Origin of the sequence: Archangium gephyra (assembly GCF_049060025.1) — a bacterium.
In the GTDB taxonomy this organism is placed as follows: Bacteria; Myxococcota; Myxococcia; order Myxococcales; family Myxococcaceae; genus Archangium; species Archangium gephyra_A.
The window spans coordinates 5,446,090-5,464,635 of record NZ_JBMEQQ010000002.1 but is presented as its reverse complement, the minus strand read 5'-3'; the positions used below and the strand labels follow the sequence as shown (position 1 = coordinate 5,464,635).

The window sequence follows — 18,546 nt, the reverse complement described above, 5'->3', positions numbered from 1 at the left end:
ATCCCTCAATCCCATCCCTCAATCCCTTCCCTCTCCCCTCGGGAGAGGGTCAGGGTGAGGGTGCCGGGGCCCACGGGTTGAACCCGTGTGGATGCGAACCCGCGTCCACGAGATACCCTCACCCCGTCCCTCTCCCGGAGGGAGAGGGGAAATGGCCGCAGGGAAATGGCCGCAGGGGAAATGGCCGCAGGGGAAATGGGCTCAGGCGGCCACGGTGCCGCTGAGCTTCGTCACGCGGCCGGAGATGGCGGTCGGGTTGAGGATGTTGTCGAACATCGGGCTGGTCTTCTCCGCCGCCTCGCGGATCTCCTCCAGCGTGGCCGCGTCCGCGTCCGTGTCCACCTCGACCGTGTACTGCAGCTCGGAGAAGCCCGCGCGCACCTTCGGGTCCAGGTTCAGGTAGCCCCGCAGGTCGAACGGCGCGCTCACCTTGATGCGCAGGTTGCGGTAGTCCAGCCCGCGCATCCTCGCCTGCGTCACCCAGCCAATCGTCAGGCACGTGCCCAGCGCGGCCAGCAGCAGCTCCATCGGATCGATGTGCTGATCCTTGCCACCCAACGCCGTGGGCTCGTCCGTCTCCAGCGTGAAGGAGCGCGCCCTCGTCACCGCCTGGGCCCCATCGCGCCACTCCGTCACCGTCTCGAAGCGGCCCTTGCCCGCCTCCGGGTTGGCGGACACGTGCGCCTTCGTCTTCTGCAGCGTGTCGAGGTCGAGCGTGCAGCAGCTACCGATGTCTTCCATGGCTCTCTCCAGGTGTTCGAGGGGCACTGACGCTAGGTCGGTGCCGTTCGGGGCCGCAAGACGGCCCAAGGGCCGATGACGCCCGGTGATGCGCCCGCTCACGCGGTGTCACAGCGCGCGGCGTCCTCCACCCGGCACGGCCCACGCCCAGTAGAGCAGCGTGCCCAGCACGCCCGCCCAGGGCACGTAGGGCACCCCCGCGACCACGCCGTCCATGCACAGGTGGATGCGGCACTCGGGCCTCTCCAGCGTGGCGCAGGCGCCGAGCAGCAGCGGCACGTGGCTGGCGATGTAGCCCATGCCCAGCCCGCGAATCACATCCCCCCGCACCCACCGGCGCGTCATCACCCGCCACAGCGTGGGCAGTGTCACCAACGTGGCCAGCGCGCTGAGCACCAGCTTCTGCTGCCGCACCTGCGTGGCCACCAGCAGCACTCCCATCGTCGCCAGCAGCGGCGGCCAGAGCGGGGCGTGGGGATCCTGTTCGTCCTCGGGGGCCGGCATGGGTGAAGGCTTGCCCAGGAGCGTCTCGGGGCGACACTCCCGTGATGCGCTGTGTCGCCTCCTGGACCCTCGTGCGCTCCGTACGTTGCGCGCTGCGTCAGGGATGAATTACTCTCATCCGTACGAGCAGGTGGGATTAGGCGGGGCTGCCGGGTTGTCCCCGGGCAGACCAGGCGAGTGTCTCTCAGGTAACATTCACTTCCTGTGGTGGGGGGGAGAAGGAGACGCGTTGATGATGGCGGAAGTGCCGCAACCGGAACCCAGGAAGGTAGCGGCCATCATGTTCACGGACATGGTGAAGCTCAGCCCGGAAGTCCGGAGGGATGAGGCGCTCAACAACGAGCTGCGCCAGGAGCATGGCCGGCTGGTGCGCGGACTGCTCTCCGGACACGGGGGACGCGAAATCAAGCAGCTCGAGGACGGCTTCCTCGTCGAGTTCGACGAGGCCCTGCCCGCGGTGGCCTGCGCGCTGGAGCTGCAGTCGGCGCTGTGCGCGCGCAACGAATGTGTCCCGCAGACGCGCCGGGTGGAGCTGCGCATCGGCATCCACCTGGGCTCGGTGGTGCACCGCGACGGAGACATCTTCGGCGAGGGCGTCAACGTGGCCGCCCGGCTCGAGTCGCTCGCCCGGCCCGGCAGCCTCTACGTCAGCGAGCCCGTGGTGCTGCAGGTGCGGAGCCAGGTGATGGCGCCCGTGGTGCGCTTGAGCCGGGGGGACTTGAAGAACATCCGCCTGCCGGTGCCCGTCTACCGGATTGATCCGCCCGTGCGCCGGCGCCGCGGCTCGTGGATGACGCGCCTGCGCAACCTGCTGCGCACGGCGGGCTGAGTCCTCGCGCGGACCGGGGGCGCTATAAGGTGCGCCCTCATGCAAGAGCTCACCCTCGTCGTCGCGTCGAAGAACTACTCCTCCTGGTCGCTGCGGCCCTACCTCGCGCTCGCCCACACCGGGCAGCCCTTCCGCGAGGTGGTGGTGCCGCTGGGCCAGGCGGACACCGCCGCTCGAATCTCGAAGTACTCGCCCAGTGGCCGGGTGCCGGCGCTGCTGCACGGCGAGCTCGTCATCTGGGACTCGCTGGCCATCTGCGAGTACCTGGCCGAGCAGTTCCCCCAGGCGAAGCTGTGGCCCCAGGACAGCGCCGCCCGCGCCCTGGCCCGCTCCGTCACCGCGGAGATGCACTCGAGCTTCGCCGCCCTGCGCACGCACATGCCCATGAACCTCCACGCCCGCAGCCCCGGCGAGGGCCGCGCTCCCGGCGTCGCCGAGGACATCTCCCGCGTCACCTCGCTGTGGACGGAGTGCCGCTCGCGCTTCGGGCAGGGCGGGCCGTTCCTCTTCGGCTCCTTCTCCATCGCGGATGCCTTCTACGCGCCCGTCGTCACGCGCTTCGTCACCTATGGGGTGGAGCTGGACGCGGTGGGCGCCGCCTACCGGGACGCGGTGCTCGCCCTGCCGGCCATGAAGGCCTGGACGGAGGCCGCCCGCCACGAGCCGCCCGTGGCCCGCTACGAGAAGAAGTAGGGGACGGCTACAGCCCCAGGGCCTTCAACCGCGCGTCGAAGGCCTCGGCGGTGGTGAAGAGGTGGCCGCGGATGCCCAGCGCGTTCGCGGCCTCGACGAACTCGGGGATGTCGTCGAAGAAGGCGGCCTCGTGCGGCGCGCAGCCCGCGTGCTTCAGGGCCTCCTGGTAGATGGCGGGCTCGGGCTTCACGTGGCCCACCTCGCAGCTCAGCACCAGGTGATCGAAGCGCTCCAGCACCGGCAGCCTCGGCCGCAACCAGTCGAGGTGCAGCACGTTGGTGTTGGACAGCAGCACCAGCTTCACCCGCCCCACCAGCCCCTCCACCCGCGGCAGCACCGCCTCGTGGACGGTGAAGTGGCTGCTCCAGAGGGCGTTGAACTCCTCGGCGGGCAGGTCCACCCCCAGCGCGCCGCACACGTCGCGCCGGATGCCCTCGGCGCCCACCAGCCCCCGGTTGGCCGCCGTCCAGCCCGCGCCCGACAGCCGCCGCTCGGCCTCCGCGGGAGCCAGTCCCGCCCTCGCCCCCAGCCTGCGGAACAGCAGGCCGTTGTCGTGGAAGACGAGGACGTTGCCGAGATCCAGGATGACGGCGCGAAGCGGAGGGCTCATGGGCCGGGTTTTATACCCGGTAGCTGCGCGCCACGTGCTGCATCTGCTCGGCCACCTCGCGCAACGCCTGCGAGACGCGCTGGGTGGCCTGCAGCCCCACCATGGTGTCGTGCATCAGACTGGAGAGGTCCGTCAGCGCGCCGAAGATCTCGTTGATGCCCGCGTTCTGCTGGCTCACCGCGTTGGAGATCTGCCGCACGGCGTTCATGTTGTCCTGCACGATGCCGCTGAGCGCCTCGATGTTCTCGCCGCTGGTGCGCGCCTGCGTCAGGCCCGCCTCCATGCGCACCTGGCCCTGCTCGCTGAGCTCCACCGTCTTGAGGATGGCCTGGGTGATGTCCTCGAGCAGCCCGCCCACCTGCCCGGTGGACTGGATGGACTGGTTGGCCAGGGTGCGGATCTCCTTGGCCACGATGCCGAAGCCCTTGCCGTGCTCGCCGGAGCGCACCGCCTCGATGGCGGCGTTGAGCGCCAGCATGTTGGAGCGGTCCGCCAGCCCCTTCACCGTCAGGGTGATGCCGCCGATGCGCTGGGCGCGCTCGTTGAGGCCGCTGATCTGCACGGCCATCTCGTTGACCTGGTCGCGCAGCGTCTGGAAGCCATTCATGCTCTCGGCGAGCGCGCGGGCACCGCCCTGGCCCAGCTCCTCGGCGCGCGAGGCCACCATGAGCACCGCGGCGGCCCGCTCGGCGGCCACCTCCGACGTCTGCTTGATTTCCTGCGCCGTCACCTGCGTCTGCTGCAGGGCCGCCGCCTGGCGGGTGAGGTTGCTCTCCTCCTGCTCGGCGGCGCGCGTCAGCTCGGCCACGGTGTCGGTGAGCACCTGCGTGCCGCGCTGCAGGCTCTCGGTCGTCTCGCGCAGGTGGTCCACGAGCTGCACGAAGGAGCGGGCCAGCTCGCCCACCTCGTCATCCGAGCGCACGTCGGGCTTCTGGGTGAGGTCTCCCTCCTGCACGATGTGGCGCACCACCTGGCTCAGCCGGGTGATGGGCGCGGTGATGCCACGGGCCAGCAGCAGGGCGGCCAGGGCGGCCAGCGCCACCACGGCCATCACCAGCGCCGCGGTGCCGGCGCGCAGCTTGTTCACCGAGGCGTAGACATCCTGGGGGTCCGAGAGCGCCACGAAGCGCCAGCCGTCGCCCACGTCCGGAATCTCCTCGCCGTTGATGGCCTGCACGGCCACGGCGTGGGGGTTGCTCCAGGCATTCGTGCCCCGCGAGTCGAAGAGCACGGTGCCCGAGGCGGTACGCACCTCCAGGGCGAAGCTGTCGTTCTTGCGCGAGCGGGCGCGGGCCAGCGCGGCCTTCACCACCTCGCCCACCTGGCCCCAGTCATAGGCCGCCAGCAGCACGCCCATCCGCCGTCCGCCCCGCGACTCCGCCACCGGCGCCGCCAGGTGCAGCACCTGCATGCCGAAGACGGGGTCCTCCTGGGTGAGCGTCGCGCTGGTGAAGCGCCCCTCCTGGGCCGCCTTGAACCAGGGCGCGTCACGCACCGCCGCCTCCTGGCCCGCGAAGGAGTCGCGCAGCGCCGGCGTGCTCGCGGACACGGCCTTGCCCTCGTCGGTGAAGAGCACCAGCCCGGTGAAGGTGGTGTAGCGCAGCTGCAGCCGTGACAGCACCCCGTCGCTCAGCGAGTAGCTGTCGCGCTGCAGGGACTCGCGCAGCAGCGCGTCCTCCGCCCAGCTCCGCACGCTCGTCTCGCGCTCCACCAGCGAGGCCTCCACGAGATCCTTCAGGCCCTCCGCCTCGATGCGGAGCATCTCGTGCACCTGCTCCTGCATCATCGTCTGGGTGGTGCCCACCCCCAGCCAGGTGGAGATGAGCAGCGGCGCGACGGCGAGCAGGGTGACGTACAGCGTCAGGCGGCCACGCAGCTTCAGGGTGCCGATCAGGGGAAGTCTCATGAATCTCGTTACGTCCGCGTGAGGACGCCGGGAGGGACCCCAATGTCCCCCCGCCGACGCTCCTCCCACCTGTACCACGGAGCGCACCCGAGCGGAGGGTGCACGTTCCTGGATGTAGGTCCAGGTGGGGGAGCCGGGCGGACGAGGCCCGGAGCGGAGAGGTGCTCCGGGCGTTCAGCCTGCCCGCTTGCCTACCTAGGAGAGCGGGATGCGCTCGGGCAGCTCGCGATCCGGCACGTTCATGTAGTCCGCGCGGAAGTCCAACATCAGCTTCTGGTGCACGCGGGTGCTGACGAGCTTGCGCAGCAGGCCGAGCATGCCGGGCGGGGCGGCGATCACCAGCCGGTCATAGGCGTGGTCGTTGAGGCCCCGCTCCAGCCGGGCGGCGAGCTCCCGGGCGAAGCGGTCGATCTCCAACTGCTGGCGAGCATCGGGTTGATTCTCGGGTTGGGGTTTGTGCAGGGAGCCGGCGTTGGGGTTGTCCGGCTGGTTGAGAAGCTGCCGGGACATGGACCGGCTCTCCTCGTGCTGGAACTCCTCCCGCAGGTCCCATTTCTCCGCGCGCTCGTCCGTCGCGAAGAGCTTGGCCCGGCTCCCATTGGCCACCAATATCCACAGCGCGTCCGCCATCGTTCATCCTCCTGTCCCTTGAGGTGCGGACCCCCACCGTCCCCGGCAAGCTTCCTTCCCCGGGCGGAGCGTGCCGGGGCGTCGGGCGGGCGGGCGCCGGGGCACCTTCCCTGGAGGCGGGGGCCTGGCATATGCCCGGGTTGCAACCGGGGATGCACCCCGGGGTTGAAGCTTTTTTGGCGGGAGGCCGAGGACGATGCGCGAGATGGGTGAAGCGGCGGCCAGCTGGCTGGCGGGCAGGCTGGGGGAGATGGAAGAAGCGCTCGCCGCGCTGGTGGAGGTGAACTCCTGGACGGAGAACGCGGAGGGCGGCCGCAAGGTCGGTGCCCTGCTGCGCGAGCAGTTCTCCATGCCAGGGCTGGTGTCCGAAGTGGTGCCCAGCACGCGGTACGCGGACCACCTGGTGTTCCGCTCGGAGGGCAGGAAGGGGCTCGAGCCGGTGGCGCTGGTGGGCCACCTGGACACGGTGTTTCCGCCGGGCAAGTTCGAGGGCTACCGGAAGGACGGGGCGCTGCGGCGGGGCCCGGGCGTGCTGGACATGAAGGGCGGGCTCGTCGTCATCGCCTGGACGCTCAAGGCGCTCGCGGCGTCGGGGGGGCTGGAGAAGCTGCCCCCGCTGCGGCTGGTGGTGGTGTCGGACGAGGAGGTGGGCTCGCCCGAGGGCGCCGGCGTCATCCGCAACGCCATCGCCGGGGCGAAGGCGTGCCTCGTCTTCGAGTCCGGCCGGGCGGCGGACGCCATCATCACCCGGCGCAAGGGCACCGGCATGGCCACCGCGGTGGCGCACGGCAAGGCGGCCCACGCGGGCAACGCGCACCAGGAGGGGGCCAATGCGCTGTGGGCGATCGCCCGCTTCGTGGACCGGGTGCAGCAGCTCACCGACTACCCGCGCGGCATCACCGTCAACGTGGGCAAGGTGACGGGCGGGCAGGGGAAGAACACCGTGCCGGACCACGCGGTGGCGGAGGTGGATCTGCGCTTCTGCACGCGCGCGGACGGGGAGGAGCTGGTGCGGCGCTTCGGCCAGGCGGCCGAGGAGGCGGCGGCCAGCGTTCCCGGCACCCGCATCGAGGTGAAGGGTGGGGTGGCGCGCGAGCCGTTGGAGCGCACCGAGGCCTCGGCGGCGCTGATGACGGCATATGGCGCGTGTGCCCATGCCTCCGGGCTGGGCCATGGCGAGTCACCGCTGGTGGGCGGCGGCTCGGATGCGAGCACCTCGTCCTCCATGGGGATTCCGTCCATCGACGGGCTGGGCCCCCGGGGCAAGGGCTTCCACACGGTGGACGAGTTCATCGAGGTGGACACCTTGATTCCCAAGGCCCAGGCGCTGGCGCGCTACCTCGCGTCGCTCGCGGGCTGAGGCCGTCCCTCACGCGGACGGCTGCTCTCGAGATGCCGGGGCGGTGGGCTCCGGCGTCACCGGGGCGGGCCGGCCCAGGCTGGCGATGTCCACCGTCAACAGCTCGTAGAGCACCACGTTCCACCACCAGAAGAAGATCGCGCTGATCCCCACGTACACCAGCGGCGCGTTCGTCCACACCTGCATCGGGTGGTGGAACACCCGGTCGGCGACGAAGCCCGCCAGCCACTCGCCGGCCCAGCAGGCCGTCCCGGCGATGATCATCCGCTTCACCATTCCCACGTTCCGGCGCAGGAACCAGAAGAAGTTCAGGCACCAGATGATGGTCACCGAGCCCGCCCACAGTCCCACGCTCTCGAAGGAGAACCAGTGGTAGGGCGAGAGGGGATAGGTCCATCCGGGCGCGCCGGTGAGCTTCCAGTAGAGCTGGTTCTGCAGCAGCTCCACGAACCAGAAGATGGGCGTCACGTAGCTGACGTGGAACGCGAGCGAGCCCAGATACCCGGCCACCCTCCGATGCTTGCCGCTGCCAAACGACTCCGTCACATCCCTCGACATGGTGACTTCCTCCGCGGCGGGAGTGTGCCACGCGGGCACCCCGGTGCCGGGCGGACTGCCGCTTCCTCACGGGGATATCAGAGGTAGGTCCGGGGGCTACATGGCGGGGCGGGGTGGCACGGGGGGCAAGCGGCGCTCCGCAGCGGGCTCTGTTCGGGGTAGAACAGAGTGTATGCGTACCCCCGTCGTGTATGTGGCCGGCCTGCTGGCGCTCGCGCTGGCCGCCGGCCCGGCCAGGGCCCAGGGCGGCCTTGGGCTGGACCTGTCCGATGATTCGAGCACCCAGAGCAACGAGCAGCCGCAGGACACCGGAGAGGGCACTCCGCCGGACTCCGAGGGCGGCATGGGCCTGGGCCTGGATTTGAGCAGCGGCACGCCGGGCGCGGACCTGCAGCCGCGCTTCGCGCTGGTGGGGCTGGACACGCCCGAGCGCGCGGGTGCCGCGCAGGCGAAGCGGTGGATGGGCTGGCTCCAGTCGGTGGCGCTGCGCACCGGCCGGGTGGCGAAGGCCTCCGACCCCGCGGAAATCCGCGAGCAGCTCGGGGCGGACTACGCGGCCGCGCTGCGCTGCGAGGAGGCCTCGTGTTTGAGCGCGCCGGCGGACACGGTCGACGCGGACCTGCTCACCACGGCGCGCCTGGCGCTGGAGGACGAGGGCTGGACGCTGCGGCTGTGGACGTATGACCGGGACCGGGGCGTGGTGGAGACGGACGTGGTGACGGGCCGCAAGCCGACCGACAGCAACTTCATCCGCGAGGCGGGCGCCGTGCTGTCCAAGCGGGTGACGGACCTGGCCCGGCAGCGCTCGATGCTGAAGGTGTCCAGCAACGTGTCGCAGGCGGTGGTGCGCGTGGGCGAGCGCATGCTGGGCGTGGGCAACGTGGAGGCGAAGCTGCCGCCCGGCGAGGTGCAGCTCATCGTCGAGGCCGACGAGTACTCCACCTATACGAAGACGCTCACCCTCGCTCCGGGTGAGACGCAGGAGGTGGCGGCGCGGCTGGAGCTCAATGGCCCCGCGCCCGAAGGCCCTCCGGCGGACGCCGTGGCGGGCGTGAAGAAGAAGTCGGGCGGCCCCTCCGGCCCCTCCGTCTTCAGCCGTCCCGCCCTCTACACCACGGTGCTGGGACTGGCGGCGGTGGGCGCGGGCGTGGCCATGGGCATGGGCCTCCAGGGCAAGGTGCAGGACGCCAACGGTGACGGGGTGATGGACCTCTCGCGCACCGAGTACCTGGCCGCCCGGCAGCAGTCGATGATTTCCACGGCGCTCATGGCGGGTGGTGGCGCGGTGGCGGGCGGCAGCCTGCTGTGGCTCCTCATCGTCCCGGCGCGTTCCGAGCCGGTGTCCTCCTCGGTGGCCCCCGTTTCCAGCGGGAAGGGCACCAGCGGCACGGCCCTCCACTTCGTGATTGGCGGGAGCTTCTGAACATGAAGTCCTTTTCTTCCCTCTTCTGTTGTCTGGTGCTCGCGCTGTCCGCCGCGGGCTGTTGGGTGCCGGAGCTCCCGGACTCCACCGTCTTCAGTTGCGACACGGCCAAGGACTGCGCCGCCGAGGGCGTGGTGTGCGCTCCCCGCCCGGGCCAGCAGCGCGGCTACTGCTGCTCGCCCACCGCCGAGGTGTGCAATGGCGCCGATGAGAACTGCAACGGCCAGCCGGACGACCTGGCCGAGGCGAGCTGCTACACCGGTCCCGAGGGCACGCTGGACCTGGGCAACTGCAAGGCCGGCAAGGCCGCCTGTGGCGCCAACGGCACCGTGGTGTGCGCCGGTGAGGTCCTGCCCGCCGCCGCCGAGTCCTGCAACGGCGAGGATGACGACTGCGACGGCGAGGCGGACGAGGGCTTCAACCTCCAGACGGACATGGCCAACTGCGGCCGGTGCGGCAGATTCTGCAACGCCGTGACGGAGCTGTGCGTCGATGGGGCCTGCAAGTCGCGCGGCGAGAAGGTCTGCGACGACGACGCCGACGACGATGGGGACGGCTCCAAGGACTGCGCGGACAGCGACTGCGACAACCAGACGCGCGCGTGCAACGCCGGTGACGCGGCCAAGAACTGCATCTGCATCGGCCGGGCGATTGGCGAGGGCAACTGCGGCGACAACCTCGACAACGATGCCGATGGCTTCACCGACTGCGTCGAGCAGGAGTGCGACAACAAGTCCTGCGGCACCGGCTGCGTGTGCTCCAGCTACGTCAAGAAGGAGACCGCGTGCGGCGACGGGGTGGACAACGACGGCGACACCAGGACGGACTGCGCGGACTCCGACTGCGCCAACCTGTCGTGCGGCACCGGCTGCCTCTGCCAGGGCGGCAAGGCCGTGGAGACCGTGTGCTTCGACGGCGTCAACAACGACAAGACCGAGGGCACGGACTGCGCGGATTCCGATTGCCACGGCAAGGAGTGCAGCGCCGCCGGCGGTTGCACGTGCACGACGAGCGGCTCCAAGTTGGAGACCACCTGCAACGACACCCTGGACAACGACGGCAATGGCGCCATCGACTGTGTCGCCGGCAACGCGGACGCCAACTGCGTCAACGGGACGTGCGGCGCGGGTTGCAGCTTCGTCAACTGCGTCAAGGTGGAGACGGCCTGCACCGACCTGGGCGACAACGACGGGGACACCCGGAGCGACTGCGCGGACACGGATTGCAACGGCAAGTCGTGCGGCACCAACTGCATCTGCTCGGGCGGGGTGAAGAAGGAGAACTCCTGCACCGACCGGGCTGACAACGACGGGGATGCCCTGATCGACTGCGCGGACAGGGTGGACTGTCCCGCCGGCGTGGCCTGCACCCGGAACAACGGCAATCCGGGAACGTGCCAGAACAACGGCTCCTGCAACTGACGGTGTGCGCTTGATGCGCACCTGAGCGCGGGCCCGCCCGGCGTGGCGGGCCTCTTTCCACTAATGACTCCCAGGAGGCGTCCGACGCCCTGGGCGGGACAGAAGAGTCGTCACCCTGGCGACAACGCGGGCTGTGTGGGTTGCCGGGGAATGAGAGGATGAAAAGGTTTGCCGCCCATGCGCGGCGACGACTTCATCTCGAGCACGGTGCTCTCCAGCAACCCCCAAGCCGCAGGCAACTCGACGGTCGTGGACCGCGAGCTTCAGGAAGGCGACATCCTCGGCAGCTACCAGTTGGAGCGCCTGCTGGGCGAGGGCTCCATGGGCCAGGTGTTCCAGGCGCGCCACACGCGGCTGGGGCGCCAGGTGGCCCTCAAGGTGCTGCGCTCCGCCTTCTCCCATGACAAGGGCTTCGTGCAGCGCTTCTTCCAGGAGGCGCGCGCCGTCAATCAGATCAACCACGAGCACATCGTGGAGATCTTCGACTTCATCGAGGACACGGAGCACGGGCGTGTCTACTGCGTGATGGAGCTGCTGCGGGGGCAGAGCCTCTCGGCCCTCCTGCAGGAGGAGCGGCTGTCGGTGTCGCGCATCCGCCGCATGCTGGTGCAGGTGTGCGCGGCGTTGGGGGCGGCGCACCAGCTTGGGGTGGTGCACCGGGACATCAAGCCGGACAACCTCTTCGTCACCCACAAGGGCGGACAGCAGGACTACGTGAAGGTGCTCGACTTCGGGGTGGCCAAGGTGCTCACCGCCGACAGCACCAGCGGGACGCTGGACGGCACCATCATCGGCACGCCCACGTACATGTCGCCGGAGCAGGCCGCCGGGCTGCCGGTGGACCACCGCGCGGACATCTACGCGGTGGGCACCGTCCTCTACGAGCTGCTCGGCGGCCAGCCGCCCTTCCAGGCCCCCAACTTCGGCCAGCTCATGGTGAAGGTCCTCACCGAGCCGCCGCCCGCGCTGCCCTCGCACACTCCGGCGGGAGAGCCGGTGCCGGCGGTGCTGGCCCAGCTCGCCCTGCGCTGCCTGGCCAAGGAGCCCGAGGACCGGCCGCAGCAGCTCGCCGAGGTCATCACCGCGCTGCTGGCGGACACGGGGCTGGAGCGGGTGGGCGCTCCCGCTTCCCCCGTGCTCTTCGAGGACGAGCGGCCCACCCAGCCCATGGCGGTGCCCGCGGCCCTGTCCGGTGCGCGGCGTCCGTGGCCGCTGATCGCCGCGGGCCTGGTAGCCGTGGCCGCCGCGGGGCTCGTGCTCGCGTGGGGCGTGGAGCGTGGCGCCTCCCCCGCCGCATCCCCCGTCACCCTCACCGTGCACTCGGTGCCCGAGGGCGCGACGGTGGTGCGCGCCGATACCGGCGAGGCGCTCGGGGTGACGCCGCTGGTGAAGCAGTTGCCTCAGGCCGCCGAGCCCCTGGGCCTGCGTGTGGAGATGGCCGGCTTCGATTCCAGCGAGCACGAGGTGCGGCTCGACTCGCCCGCGACGCTCGAGGTGCCCCTGGTCCCGGCGGTGCAGCAGAAGCCGGGCCGCAAGGATGCGCGGGAGGCCGTGCCCGTGCGCACCAACATCCACCGCAAGAAGAATCCCGGGGTGCGCGATGATGTCATTGATCCGTTCGCTCGCTGAGCGTTCCGTGTTGCCGGTGCTGGTGGCGGTGGCGCTCGCCGCCTCGCCCCTGGCAGCGCACGCCGCCAACATGGAGGCGGGCTCGCACGTGGAGTCGCAGGCCCGAGCGAAGTTCTCCGAGGGCAACATCGCCTACGACCTGGCCGAGTTCCAGAAGGCCCTGGACGCCTACAGCGAGGCGTACCGGCTGATGCCCCTGCCGGGCTTCCTCTTCAACATCGCCCAGTGCCACCGGCAACTGGGCCGTCCCGAGCGCGCCGCCTTCTTCTACCGGCGCTACCTGTCGCTCTCCAAGGAGGAGCCGCCCAACGCCGTGCTGGTGAAGGAGCTCATCGCGGAGATGGACGAGGCGGTGCGCAAGGAGCACCTGCGGCGTCTGGCGCGGGAGGAGACGGCGAGGGATCAGGCGAAGGCCGCGGCGCTGCGGGCGCAGGCGGAGGCGGTCGCCGGGCGCCGCGTCCAGCAGGGCGAGAGCAAGCGCAACCTGGTGCCCCGGGCCCGGACGCCCGCGCAGGCCGATGCCGAGGTGAAGAGCGGCAACAGCCTGATGAAGAAGTGGTGGGTGTGGGCGGGGGCGGGCGCCGTGGCGGTGATCGCCGGCGGCGTCATCTACGCGGCCACCGCTCCCCAGCCGCGCCCCACCACGCTGGGCACCGTGCGTTAGTCCGGGCCGCGGAAGTCCGGGCCGGACACCCGAGCCCGATCAGGCCGGGGTTTCCCGGGGCCCACCCCGCTGGTGGGCCAGCATCAGCGCGGCCGTGTGGCCCATGCGCGTGTGGAAGCTCTCGGCGTCGTGGAAGGTGAGCCGCACGTCCCCGAGCTGCAGCTGCATGCCGGACTCCAGCGGCAGGTGTTGCCCGGGCCGGAGCCGCTTGCCGCTGAGCATGGCCGGCCCTCCCTGGGCCAGCGCCTCCACCGTCCAGCTTCCGTCCGGCTGGATGTGGAGCACCAGGTGCTCGCGTGACACCGTGGCGTCGTTGATGACGAAGACGTTGTGCGAGGCCCGCCCCAGCGTCAGGGTGTCCCGCCCCGGAGCCACCGCCAGCTCGAAGCACATGGCATCTCCCGAGGGCAGGCAGTCGCGGAGATCCGAGGTGGGCAGCCGGGTGGTGCCGTGGTTCTGCTCGCTGGTCTCCGGAACGTTCCACACGCCGGCCTCCCACACCAGCCAGCAGTGCGGGTAGCGGGCCCGGAACTTCTCCTTGAGTGCGAGGTGCTGCCGCACGAGCAGCGACAGCAGCAGGGAACGCGCCATGATGAGACAGAGAAACACCTTCGGGGCGTGATCGCCACTGATCCCGATGTCTGGGCTCGCCGGGTTGTCCAAGAGTGCGCGTTTGGGAGGGGCGTTTTCGGCCGGAAGCAGGCGTCCAAACGGCTGGCACGGATTTTCACCCGGCCCACCTCCGGCGTAAGGTGTCGCTCAAATGTTTCAGTGGGCTTCACGCGGTTGTCACACAGCGGGAGCCCACTGCGCAGGTCCAACCCCCAACCCCCCCAGGGACTGCATGCGCAATCACCCCCGCCATCTCCTGGCACTGTTGAGTGCAGGACTTCTCCTGCTCACCGCGTGCCCAGGCACCGAGTCCGAGTGCGGCAACGGCCAACGTGAAGGCACGGAGCAATGTGACGACGGCAACACCGCCAACGGTGACGGCTGTTCCAGCAGCTGTACCACCGAGGTGGCCCCGCCCGTCTGCGGCAATGGCGAGGTGGAGGTAGGCGAGGCGTGTGACGACGGCAATGATCGCGACGGGGACGGCTGCCAGAAGGACTGCAGCGAGACCCCGCCGGGCCAGGAAGTGCTGGCCGTGTGCGGCAACGGCATCCGGGAGATCTCGGAGGCGTGCGACGACGGCAACACGGTGAACGGTGACGGGTGCGAGAGCACCTGCGTGCCCACCCGTCCGGCGCAGGATATGTGCCCCGGTGCGGCGGACCTGCCGCAGCCGGCGGCCGGTGCCACCTGTACGGTGGTACCCGTGCCCGAGGGCACCACCGCCAGCGGCGCGCGCCTCTACATGGGCGTGGTGCTGCTGGACGGCAAGACGCTCAACGGCGGCCAGGTGCTGGTGGACGACAAGGGCATCATCCAGTGCTCGGCGTGCGACTGCTCGGGTGAGGCCGCCGCGGCCGGAGCCGTGAAGATCTCCTGCCCCCAGGGCGTCATCTCCCCGGCGCTCATCAACGCGCACGACCACATCGACTACCAGAAGGCGCCGGAGGCCGGGCGCCAGGAGCGCTACGAGCACCGCCACGACTGGCGTGTGGGCGGGGCCGCGCATGACGGGCACACGCGGCTGCCCGCTGGCGCCACCGCGGCCGACCTCGGCGTGCGTTGGGCCGAGCTGCGCCAGGTGATGTCCGGCACCACCGCCGTCGTCAGCAGCGGCGGTCGTCCCGGCTTCCTGCGTGACCTGAACTCCGCCGGTGCGGCCCAGGAGGGCCTCGCCGAGCCGGACGTGAACTTCCAGACCTTCCCCATCGGTGACTCCGGCGGCGAGGAGCTGTCGAGCGGGTGCAACTACCGGACGAGCCTGGACACGCCGAGCAACATTCCGCCCCTGTCGGCCTACCTGCCGCACGTGGCCGAGGGCATCTCGGCGTCGGCGCAGAACGAGTTCCGCTGCCTGTCGGGCGAGGGCGAGGGCAGCCAGCAACTGATGACGCCGCGCACGGCCATCATCCACGGCATCGGCCTCACGGCGTCGGACATCGCCAGGATGGCCGAGAAGGGCACGGGCCTCGTCTGGTCGCCGCGCTCCAACATCTCGCTGTACGGCGAGACGGCGATGATCACCGCCTACAAGCAGCTCGGCGTGAACATCGCGCTGGGCACGGACTGGCTGCAGTCGGGCTCCATGAACATCCTGCGCGAGCTGCGGTGCGCCAACTACCTCAACGAGGTGCACTACTCGCGGACCTTCACCGACGAGGAGCTGTGGCGGATGGTCACCGCGAACGCCGCGGACCTGTCGGAGACCTGGGAGAAGCTGGGCCGCATCGCCCCCAAGAAGGTGGCGGACCTGGCCATCTTCAAGCTGAAGTCCTACGCCTACTCCCCGCACAGCGCCGTCATCAACGCCAACGCGGAGGACGTGGTCCTCACCGTGCGCGGCGGCAAGCCGCTCTACGGCGACAAGGACGTGGTGGCCGCGCTGACCGCGGGCGCGGTGGACCCCTGCGATGATCTGCCCATGTGCGGCACCACCAAGGCGGTGTGCGCGAAGTCCGAGACGGGCAAGACGTTCGCCGAGCTGAGTGAGGCCAACAAGAGCGCCTACGCGCTCTTCTTCTGCGGCGATACGGCCCCGGCCAACGAGCCCACCTGCGAGCCGCAGCGCACGGCCACCACCCCGGTGGCCGCCTCGCAGAACGGCTCCACCGTCTACACCGGCACGCGCCGGCTCGCCGACTACGACGGTGACGGCGTGGCCAACGCCCAGGACAACTGCCCCATCGTCTTCAACCCCATCCGCCCCATGGACAACGGCAAGCAGGCGGATACCGACAACGACGGCGTGGGTGATGCGTGCGACCCGTGCCCGCTGGCGGCCAACTCCACCACCTGCACGGCGCCCAACCCGAAGGACGAGGACGGCGACGGCAAGTTCAGCCCCGACGACAACTGCCCCGGCGTGGCCAACGCGGACCAGCAGGACACGGACGGTGATGGCCGCGGTGATGCGTGCGATGCGTGCCCCAACTCCAACCCGGACGACAAGGTCTGCGCGGTCTCCCTCTATGACGTGAAGAGGCCGGCGCCCGCCGGCACCCTGCCGCTCATGGGCTACACCATCACCATCCCCAAGGCGGTGGTGACGGCCATCGCGGGCAACAGCTACTTCGTCCAGGTGCCCACGGCGGATCTGACCTCCGGCCCGGACTGGTCCGGCGCCTACGTCTTCTCCTCCTCGTCCACCGCCGCCAAGCCCGCGGTGGGAGATCTCATCGAGATCAAGTCGGCCGTGGTGGCGAACTACTTCGGGCAGATCCAGCTCACCAACGTGACGTTCACGAAGCTGGGCACCGCCCCGCTGCCGGCGCCCGTCGCCGTCTCCCCGTCCGAGGTGAACACCGGCGGCTCGCGCGCCGCGGCGCTCGAGAGCGTGCTGGTGGAGGTCTCCAACGTGTTCGTGTCCAAGCAGGAGCCCACCCCGGGCTCGGCCGACAACGCGCCCACGTACGAGTTCGTCGTGGACACCCGCGCCGACGGCTCGGAGACGCAGGGCCTGCGCGTGAACGATCTCATGTACCGGCACCCCATGCCCGAGGTGGGCACGGAGTTCCGCCGCGTGCGCGGCATCCTCGAGTGGCGCAACGGCAACTCCAAGGTCGAGCCGCGCAGCGCGGACGATCTGCTCCTGCCCCCGCCGCCGCTGGCCTCCTTCGGAACGGCCGACAACCAGTACATCCGGGTGGATCCCGCGTGCGACCCCAACGGGTGCTCGATCATCGGTCAGCCGAAGCTCCTGGTGTCGCTGCCCAGCGTCTACGGTGAGGACGTCGAGGTCACCGTCACCTCGTCCGACACGGCCAGCCTGCGCGTGGCCCAGGGCGGGAAGGTGATCATCCCCAAGGGACAGCTCAGCGCCGAGGTGAAGCTCATCCCCGTGGCGATGGCGAGCCGCGTGACGCTGACCGCCACCCTGGGCGCCTCAAGCAAGACGACCGCGGTGCGCGTGCTGGGCACCACGGAGCAGCCCACGCTCACCGCGCTCACCCCGGACCGCATCGTCACCGCCGCGTCCCATGACGTGACGGTCATGGCGACCCTGGACATCCCCGCTCCGGCGGGCACCGCCCTCGCGTTCGAGGTGTCGCCTCCGGAGCTCGGCACGATCGAGCCCGCGACGGTGACGGTTGGCACCGATAGCACCACGGTCTACTTCACCTTCAAGACCTCGGCGGCGCCGGCCGTCAGCGTGGGGGCCCTCACCGCCCGGGTGGCGGGCTCCTCCGCCACGCCGTTTACCTCCACCATCGAGGTGGTCGCCAGCCTCCCGGAGCTCGTCAGCATCAGCCCGACTCCGGTCGTCGTCTTCCAGGGCAACACCCAGTCGTTCACGCTCGTCATGAGCGATGTGACGCCGGGAGACATGCTCGTGAAGCTGGTGGCGGCGCCCACCACGGCGGGGGCGGCCTTCGGCACGGTGCCCTTCGTGGTGCCGGTGCCCGGGGGCGCGCAGCTCGCCTCCTTCACCTTCACCGCGGATGCCGCGGGCAGCGGCACGGGCACCGTCAAGGCCTCGTTCGGAGGGAAGGAGGTCACCGCCAACGTGACGGTGCGCCTGCCCTACCCGAAGATCGCCAGCATCAGCCCCACCCAGGCCAAGCTGGTTCCCAAGGCCTCGCGCACCTTCACCGTGACGCTCGACAAGCCGGCCGAGGCCGAGGGCTTCACCGTGGCGTTCGCCCTCACTCCCGCCGAGCTGGGCACGGTCAACGCGACCGCGACCATCCCCTCGGGTGCCAGGACGGTGGATGTGACGTTCACCGCGGGCGAGGTGGACGTGACGGGCAAGCTCGTGGCCTCCAACTCCCTGGGCGCGGGTAGCTCGGCCTCGGCGAACATCGAGGTCGCCGCGCTGCCTCCGCACGTGGTCATCAGCGAGGTCAGCGGCCGTGGCCCCTCCACCGGCCCCAGCCCGGACCTGCAGCAGGACGAGTTCGTGGAACTCTACAACCCGTCCGGTGAGGAGGTCGACCTGAGCGGCTGGAAGCTCCAGTACAAGAGCGCGGGCGGTACGACCTACGGCACCTCGAACACCTATACGATTCCGGAGGGCAAGAGCATCCCGGCGTATGGGTACTTCCTGATCGCCAACGGCAACTTCCGCGGCTCCGTCACCCCGGATGCGACCCACTCGCTCAACATGTCGGGCTCGGCCGGCGCGGTCCGCATCGGCAAGCCCGAGGTGGGCGCCTCGCTGGACGACCCGAACGCGGTGGATACGCTCGGCTATGGCACCACCGCCGTCGGTTCCGAGACCAAGTTCGGTCCCGCGCATCCCGCGGCCGGTGGCAGCCTCGAGCGCAAGGCGCTCGCCACCTCGACGGCCGACTCGATGGCCACGGGCGGCGCCGACGCGGCGAAGGGCAACGGCTACGACTCCAACGACAACTCGGTGGACTTCGTGCAGCGCGCCACGCGCGACCCGCAGAGCTCCGCGAGCCCGACCGAGCAGCCGTAATCGAAGCTGGACCTGCCCGCCTCCACCGTGAGGCGGGCGGGGCCGGTG

15 protein-coding genes are annotated in these 18,546 nt (G+C 70.3%); 8 read left to right on the top strand and 7 right to left on the bottom strand.

Annotated features, from left to right (window positions below):
• Nucleotides 1-201 precede the first annotated feature (201 nt).
• Both ACN28I_RS23710 and ACN28I_RS23705 read right to left on the bottom strand, forming a co-directional pair.
• Nucleotides 202-741, bottom strand: coding sequence for an OsmC family protein (locus ACN28I_RS23710; RefSeq protein ID WP_420944224.1), 540 nt, complete (start codon nt 739-741; stop codon nt 202-204).
• Nucleotides 742-849: 108 nt separating this feature from the next.
• Nucleotides 850-1,245: a hypothetical protein gene (locus tag ACN28I_RS23705; protein ID WP_420944223.1), complete on the bottom strand. Its 396-nt coding sequence runs from the start codon at nt 1,243-1,245 to the stop codon at nt 850-852.
• 232 nt (nt 1,246-1,477) lie between these two features.
• On the opposite strand from ACN28I_RS23705, the gene ACN28I_RS23700 reads away from it, so the two are divergent.
• Both ACN28I_RS23700 and ACN28I_RS23695 read left to right on the top strand, forming a co-directional pair.
• The gene (locus tag ACN28I_RS23700) at nt 1,478-2,074 is read left to right on the top strand and encodes an adenylate/guanylate cyclase domain-containing protein (RefSeq protein WP_420944222.1); all 597 of its coding nucleotides are present in this window, start codon (nt 1,478-1,480) and stop codon (nt 2,072-2,074) included.
• 39 nt (nt 2,075-2,113) lie between these two features.
• On the top strand, nt 2,114-2,767 hold the full coding sequence (locus ACN28I_RS23695) for a glutathione S-transferase family protein (protein ID WP_420944221.1): 654 nt from the start codon (nt 2,114-2,116) through the stop codon (nt 2,765-2,767).
• Nucleotides 2,768-2,774: 7 nt separating this feature from the next.
• Here ACN28I_RS23695 and ACN28I_RS23690 read toward each other — a convergent pair whose 3' ends face one another.
• The 3 genes from ACN28I_RS23690 to ACN28I_RS23680 form a co-directional block, all read right to left on the bottom strand.
• Nucleotides 2,775-3,377, bottom strand: a complete 603-nt coding sequence (locus ACN28I_RS23690; protein ID WP_420944220.1) for an HAD family hydrolase — start codon at nt 3,375-3,377, stop codon at nt 2,775-2,777.
• 10 nt (nt 3,378-3,387) lie between these two features.
• Nucleotides 3,388-5,283, bottom strand: coding sequence for a methyl-accepting chemotaxis protein (locus ACN28I_RS23685; protein WP_420944219.1), 1,896 nt, complete (start codon nt 5,281-5,283; stop codon nt 3,388-3,390).
• A gap of 195 nt (nt 5,284-5,478) precedes the next feature.
• Nucleotides 5,479-5,913, bottom strand: coding sequence for a host attachment protein (locus ACN28I_RS23680; RefSeq protein ID WP_420944218.1), 435 nt, complete (start codon nt 5,911-5,913; stop codon nt 5,479-5,481).
• A gap of 196 nt (nt 5,914-6,109) precedes the next feature.
• Here ACN28I_RS23680 and ACN28I_RS23675 point away from each other — a divergent pair, with 196 nt between their 5' ends.
• The gene (locus tag ACN28I_RS23675) at nt 6,110-7,273 is read left to right on the top strand and encodes a M20 family metallopeptidase (RefSeq protein ID WP_420944217.1); all 1,164 of its coding nucleotides are present in this window, start codon (nt 6,110-6,112) and stop codon (nt 7,271-7,273) included.
• A 9-nt stretch (nt 7,274-7,282) separates the two neighbouring features.
• Here the strand turns inward: ACN28I_RS23675 and ACN28I_RS23670 are convergent, their stop codons facing one another.
• Entirely contained in the window at nt 7,283-7,831 is a 549-nt protein-coding gene (locus tag ACN28I_RS23670; RefSeq protein WP_420944216.1) for a hypothetical protein, read from the bottom strand.
• A gap of 172 nt (nt 7,832-8,003) precedes the next feature.
• On the opposite strand from ACN28I_RS23670, the gene ACN28I_RS23665 reads away from it, so the two are divergent.
• The 4 genes from ACN28I_RS23665 (at nt 8,004) to ACN28I_RS23650 (ending at nt 12,968) form a co-directional block, all read left to right on the top strand.
• The gene (locus ACN28I_RS23665; RefSeq protein ID WP_420944215.1) at nt 8,004-9,254 is read left to right on the top strand and encodes a PEGA domain-containing protein; all 1,251 of its coding nucleotides are present in this window, start codon (nt 8,004-8,006) and stop codon (nt 9,252-9,254) included.
• Nucleotides 9,255-9,256: 2 nt separating this feature from the next.
• On the top strand, nt 9,257-10,675 hold the full coding sequence (locus ACN28I_RS23660) for a MopE-related protein (RefSeq protein WP_420944214.1): 1,419 nt from the start codon (nt 9,257-9,259) through the stop codon (nt 10,673-10,675).
• 177 nt (nt 10,676-10,852) lie between these two features.
• Nucleotides 10,853-12,304, top strand: a complete 1,452-nt coding sequence (locus ACN28I_RS23655; RefSeq protein WP_420944213.1) for a protein kinase domain-containing protein — start codon at nt 10,853-10,855, stop codon at nt 12,302-12,304.
• 7 nt (nt 12,305-12,311) lie between these two features.
• On the top strand, nt 12,312-12,968 hold the full coding sequence (locus ACN28I_RS23650; RefSeq protein ID WP_420944212.1) for a tetratricopeptide repeat protein: 657 nt from the start codon (nt 12,312-12,314) through the stop codon (nt 12,966-12,968).
• 39 nt (nt 12,969-13,007) lie between these two features.
• Here ACN28I_RS23650 and ACN28I_RS23645 read toward each other — a convergent pair whose 3' ends face one another.
• Nucleotides 13,008-13,559, bottom strand: coding sequence for an FHA domain-containing protein (locus ACN28I_RS23645; protein ID WP_420944211.1), 552 nt, complete (start codon nt 13,557-13,559; stop codon nt 13,008-13,010).
• A 253-nt stretch (nt 13,560-13,812) separates the two neighbouring features.
• On the opposite strand from ACN28I_RS23645, the gene ACN28I_RS23640 reads away from it, so the two are divergent.
• Nucleotides 13,813-18,498: a lamin tail domain-containing protein gene (locus ACN28I_RS23640; RefSeq protein ID WP_420944210.1), complete on the top strand. Its 4,686-nt coding sequence runs from the start codon at nt 13,813-13,815 to the stop codon at nt 18,496-18,498.
• The last annotated feature ends 48 nt before the right edge of the window (nt 18,499-18,546 follow it).

What these genes read in the sequence shown, in the direction of transcription:
- ACN28I_RS23640 (WP_420944210.1), top strand. Translation starts at nt 13,813, where the DNA reads ATGCGCAATCACCCCCGCCATCTCCTGGCACTGTTGAGTGCAGGACTT.
- ACN28I_RS23690 (WP_420944220.1), bottom strand. Translation starts at nt 3,377, where the DNA reads ATGAGCCCTCCGCTTCGCGCCGTCATCCTGGATCTCGGCAACGTCCTC.
- ACN28I_RS23660 (WP_420944214.1), top strand. Translation starts at nt 9,257, where the DNA reads ATGAAGTCCTTTTCTTCCCTCTTCTGTTGTCTGGTGCTCGCGCTGTCC.
- ACN28I_RS23675 (WP_420944217.1), top strand. Translation starts at nt 6,110, where the DNA reads ATGCGCGAGATGGGTGAAGCGGCGGCCAGCTGGCTGGCGGGCAGGCTG.
- ACN28I_RS23705 (WP_420944223.1), bottom strand. Translation starts at nt 1,245, where the DNA reads ATGCCGGCCCCCGAGGACGAACAGGATCCCCACGCCCCGCTCTGGCCG.
- ACN28I_RS23680 (WP_420944218.1), bottom strand. Translation starts at nt 5,913, where the DNA reads ATGGCGGACGCGCTGTGGATATTGGTGGCCAATGGGAGCCGGGCCAAG.
- ACN28I_RS23700 (WP_420944222.1), top strand. Translation starts at nt 1,478, where the DNA reads ATGATGGCGGAAGTGCCGCAACCGGAACCCAGGAAGGTAGCGGCCATC.
- ACN28I_RS23655 (WP_420944213.1), top strand. Translation starts at nt 10,853, where the DNA reads ATGCGCGGCGACGACTTCATCTCGAGCACGGTGCTCTCCAGCAACCCC.
- ACN28I_RS23685 (WP_420944219.1), bottom strand. Translation starts at nt 5,283, where the DNA reads ATGAGACTTCCCCTGATCGGCACCCTGAAGCTGCGTGGCCGCCTGACG.
- ACN28I_RS23710 (WP_420944224.1), bottom strand. Translation starts at nt 741, where the DNA reads ATGGAAGACATCGGTAGCTGCTGCACGCTCGACCTCGACACGCTGCAG.
- ACN28I_RS23665 (WP_420944215.1), top strand. Translation starts at nt 8,004, where the DNA reads ATGCGTACCCCCGTCGTGTATGTGGCCGGCCTGCTGGCGCTCGCGCTG.
- ACN28I_RS23645 (WP_420944211.1), bottom strand. Translation starts at nt 13,559, where the DNA reads ATGGCGCGTTCCCTGCTGCTGTCGCTGCTCGTGCGGCAGCACCTCGCA.
- ACN28I_RS23670 (WP_420944216.1), bottom strand. Translation starts at nt 7,831, where the DNA reads ATGTCGAGGGATGTGACGGAGTCGTTTGGCAGCGGCAAGCATCGGAGG.
- ACN28I_RS23695 (WP_420944221.1), top strand. Translation starts at nt 2,114, where the DNA reads ATGCAAGAGCTCACCCTCGTCGTCGCGTCGAAGAACTACTCCTCCTGG.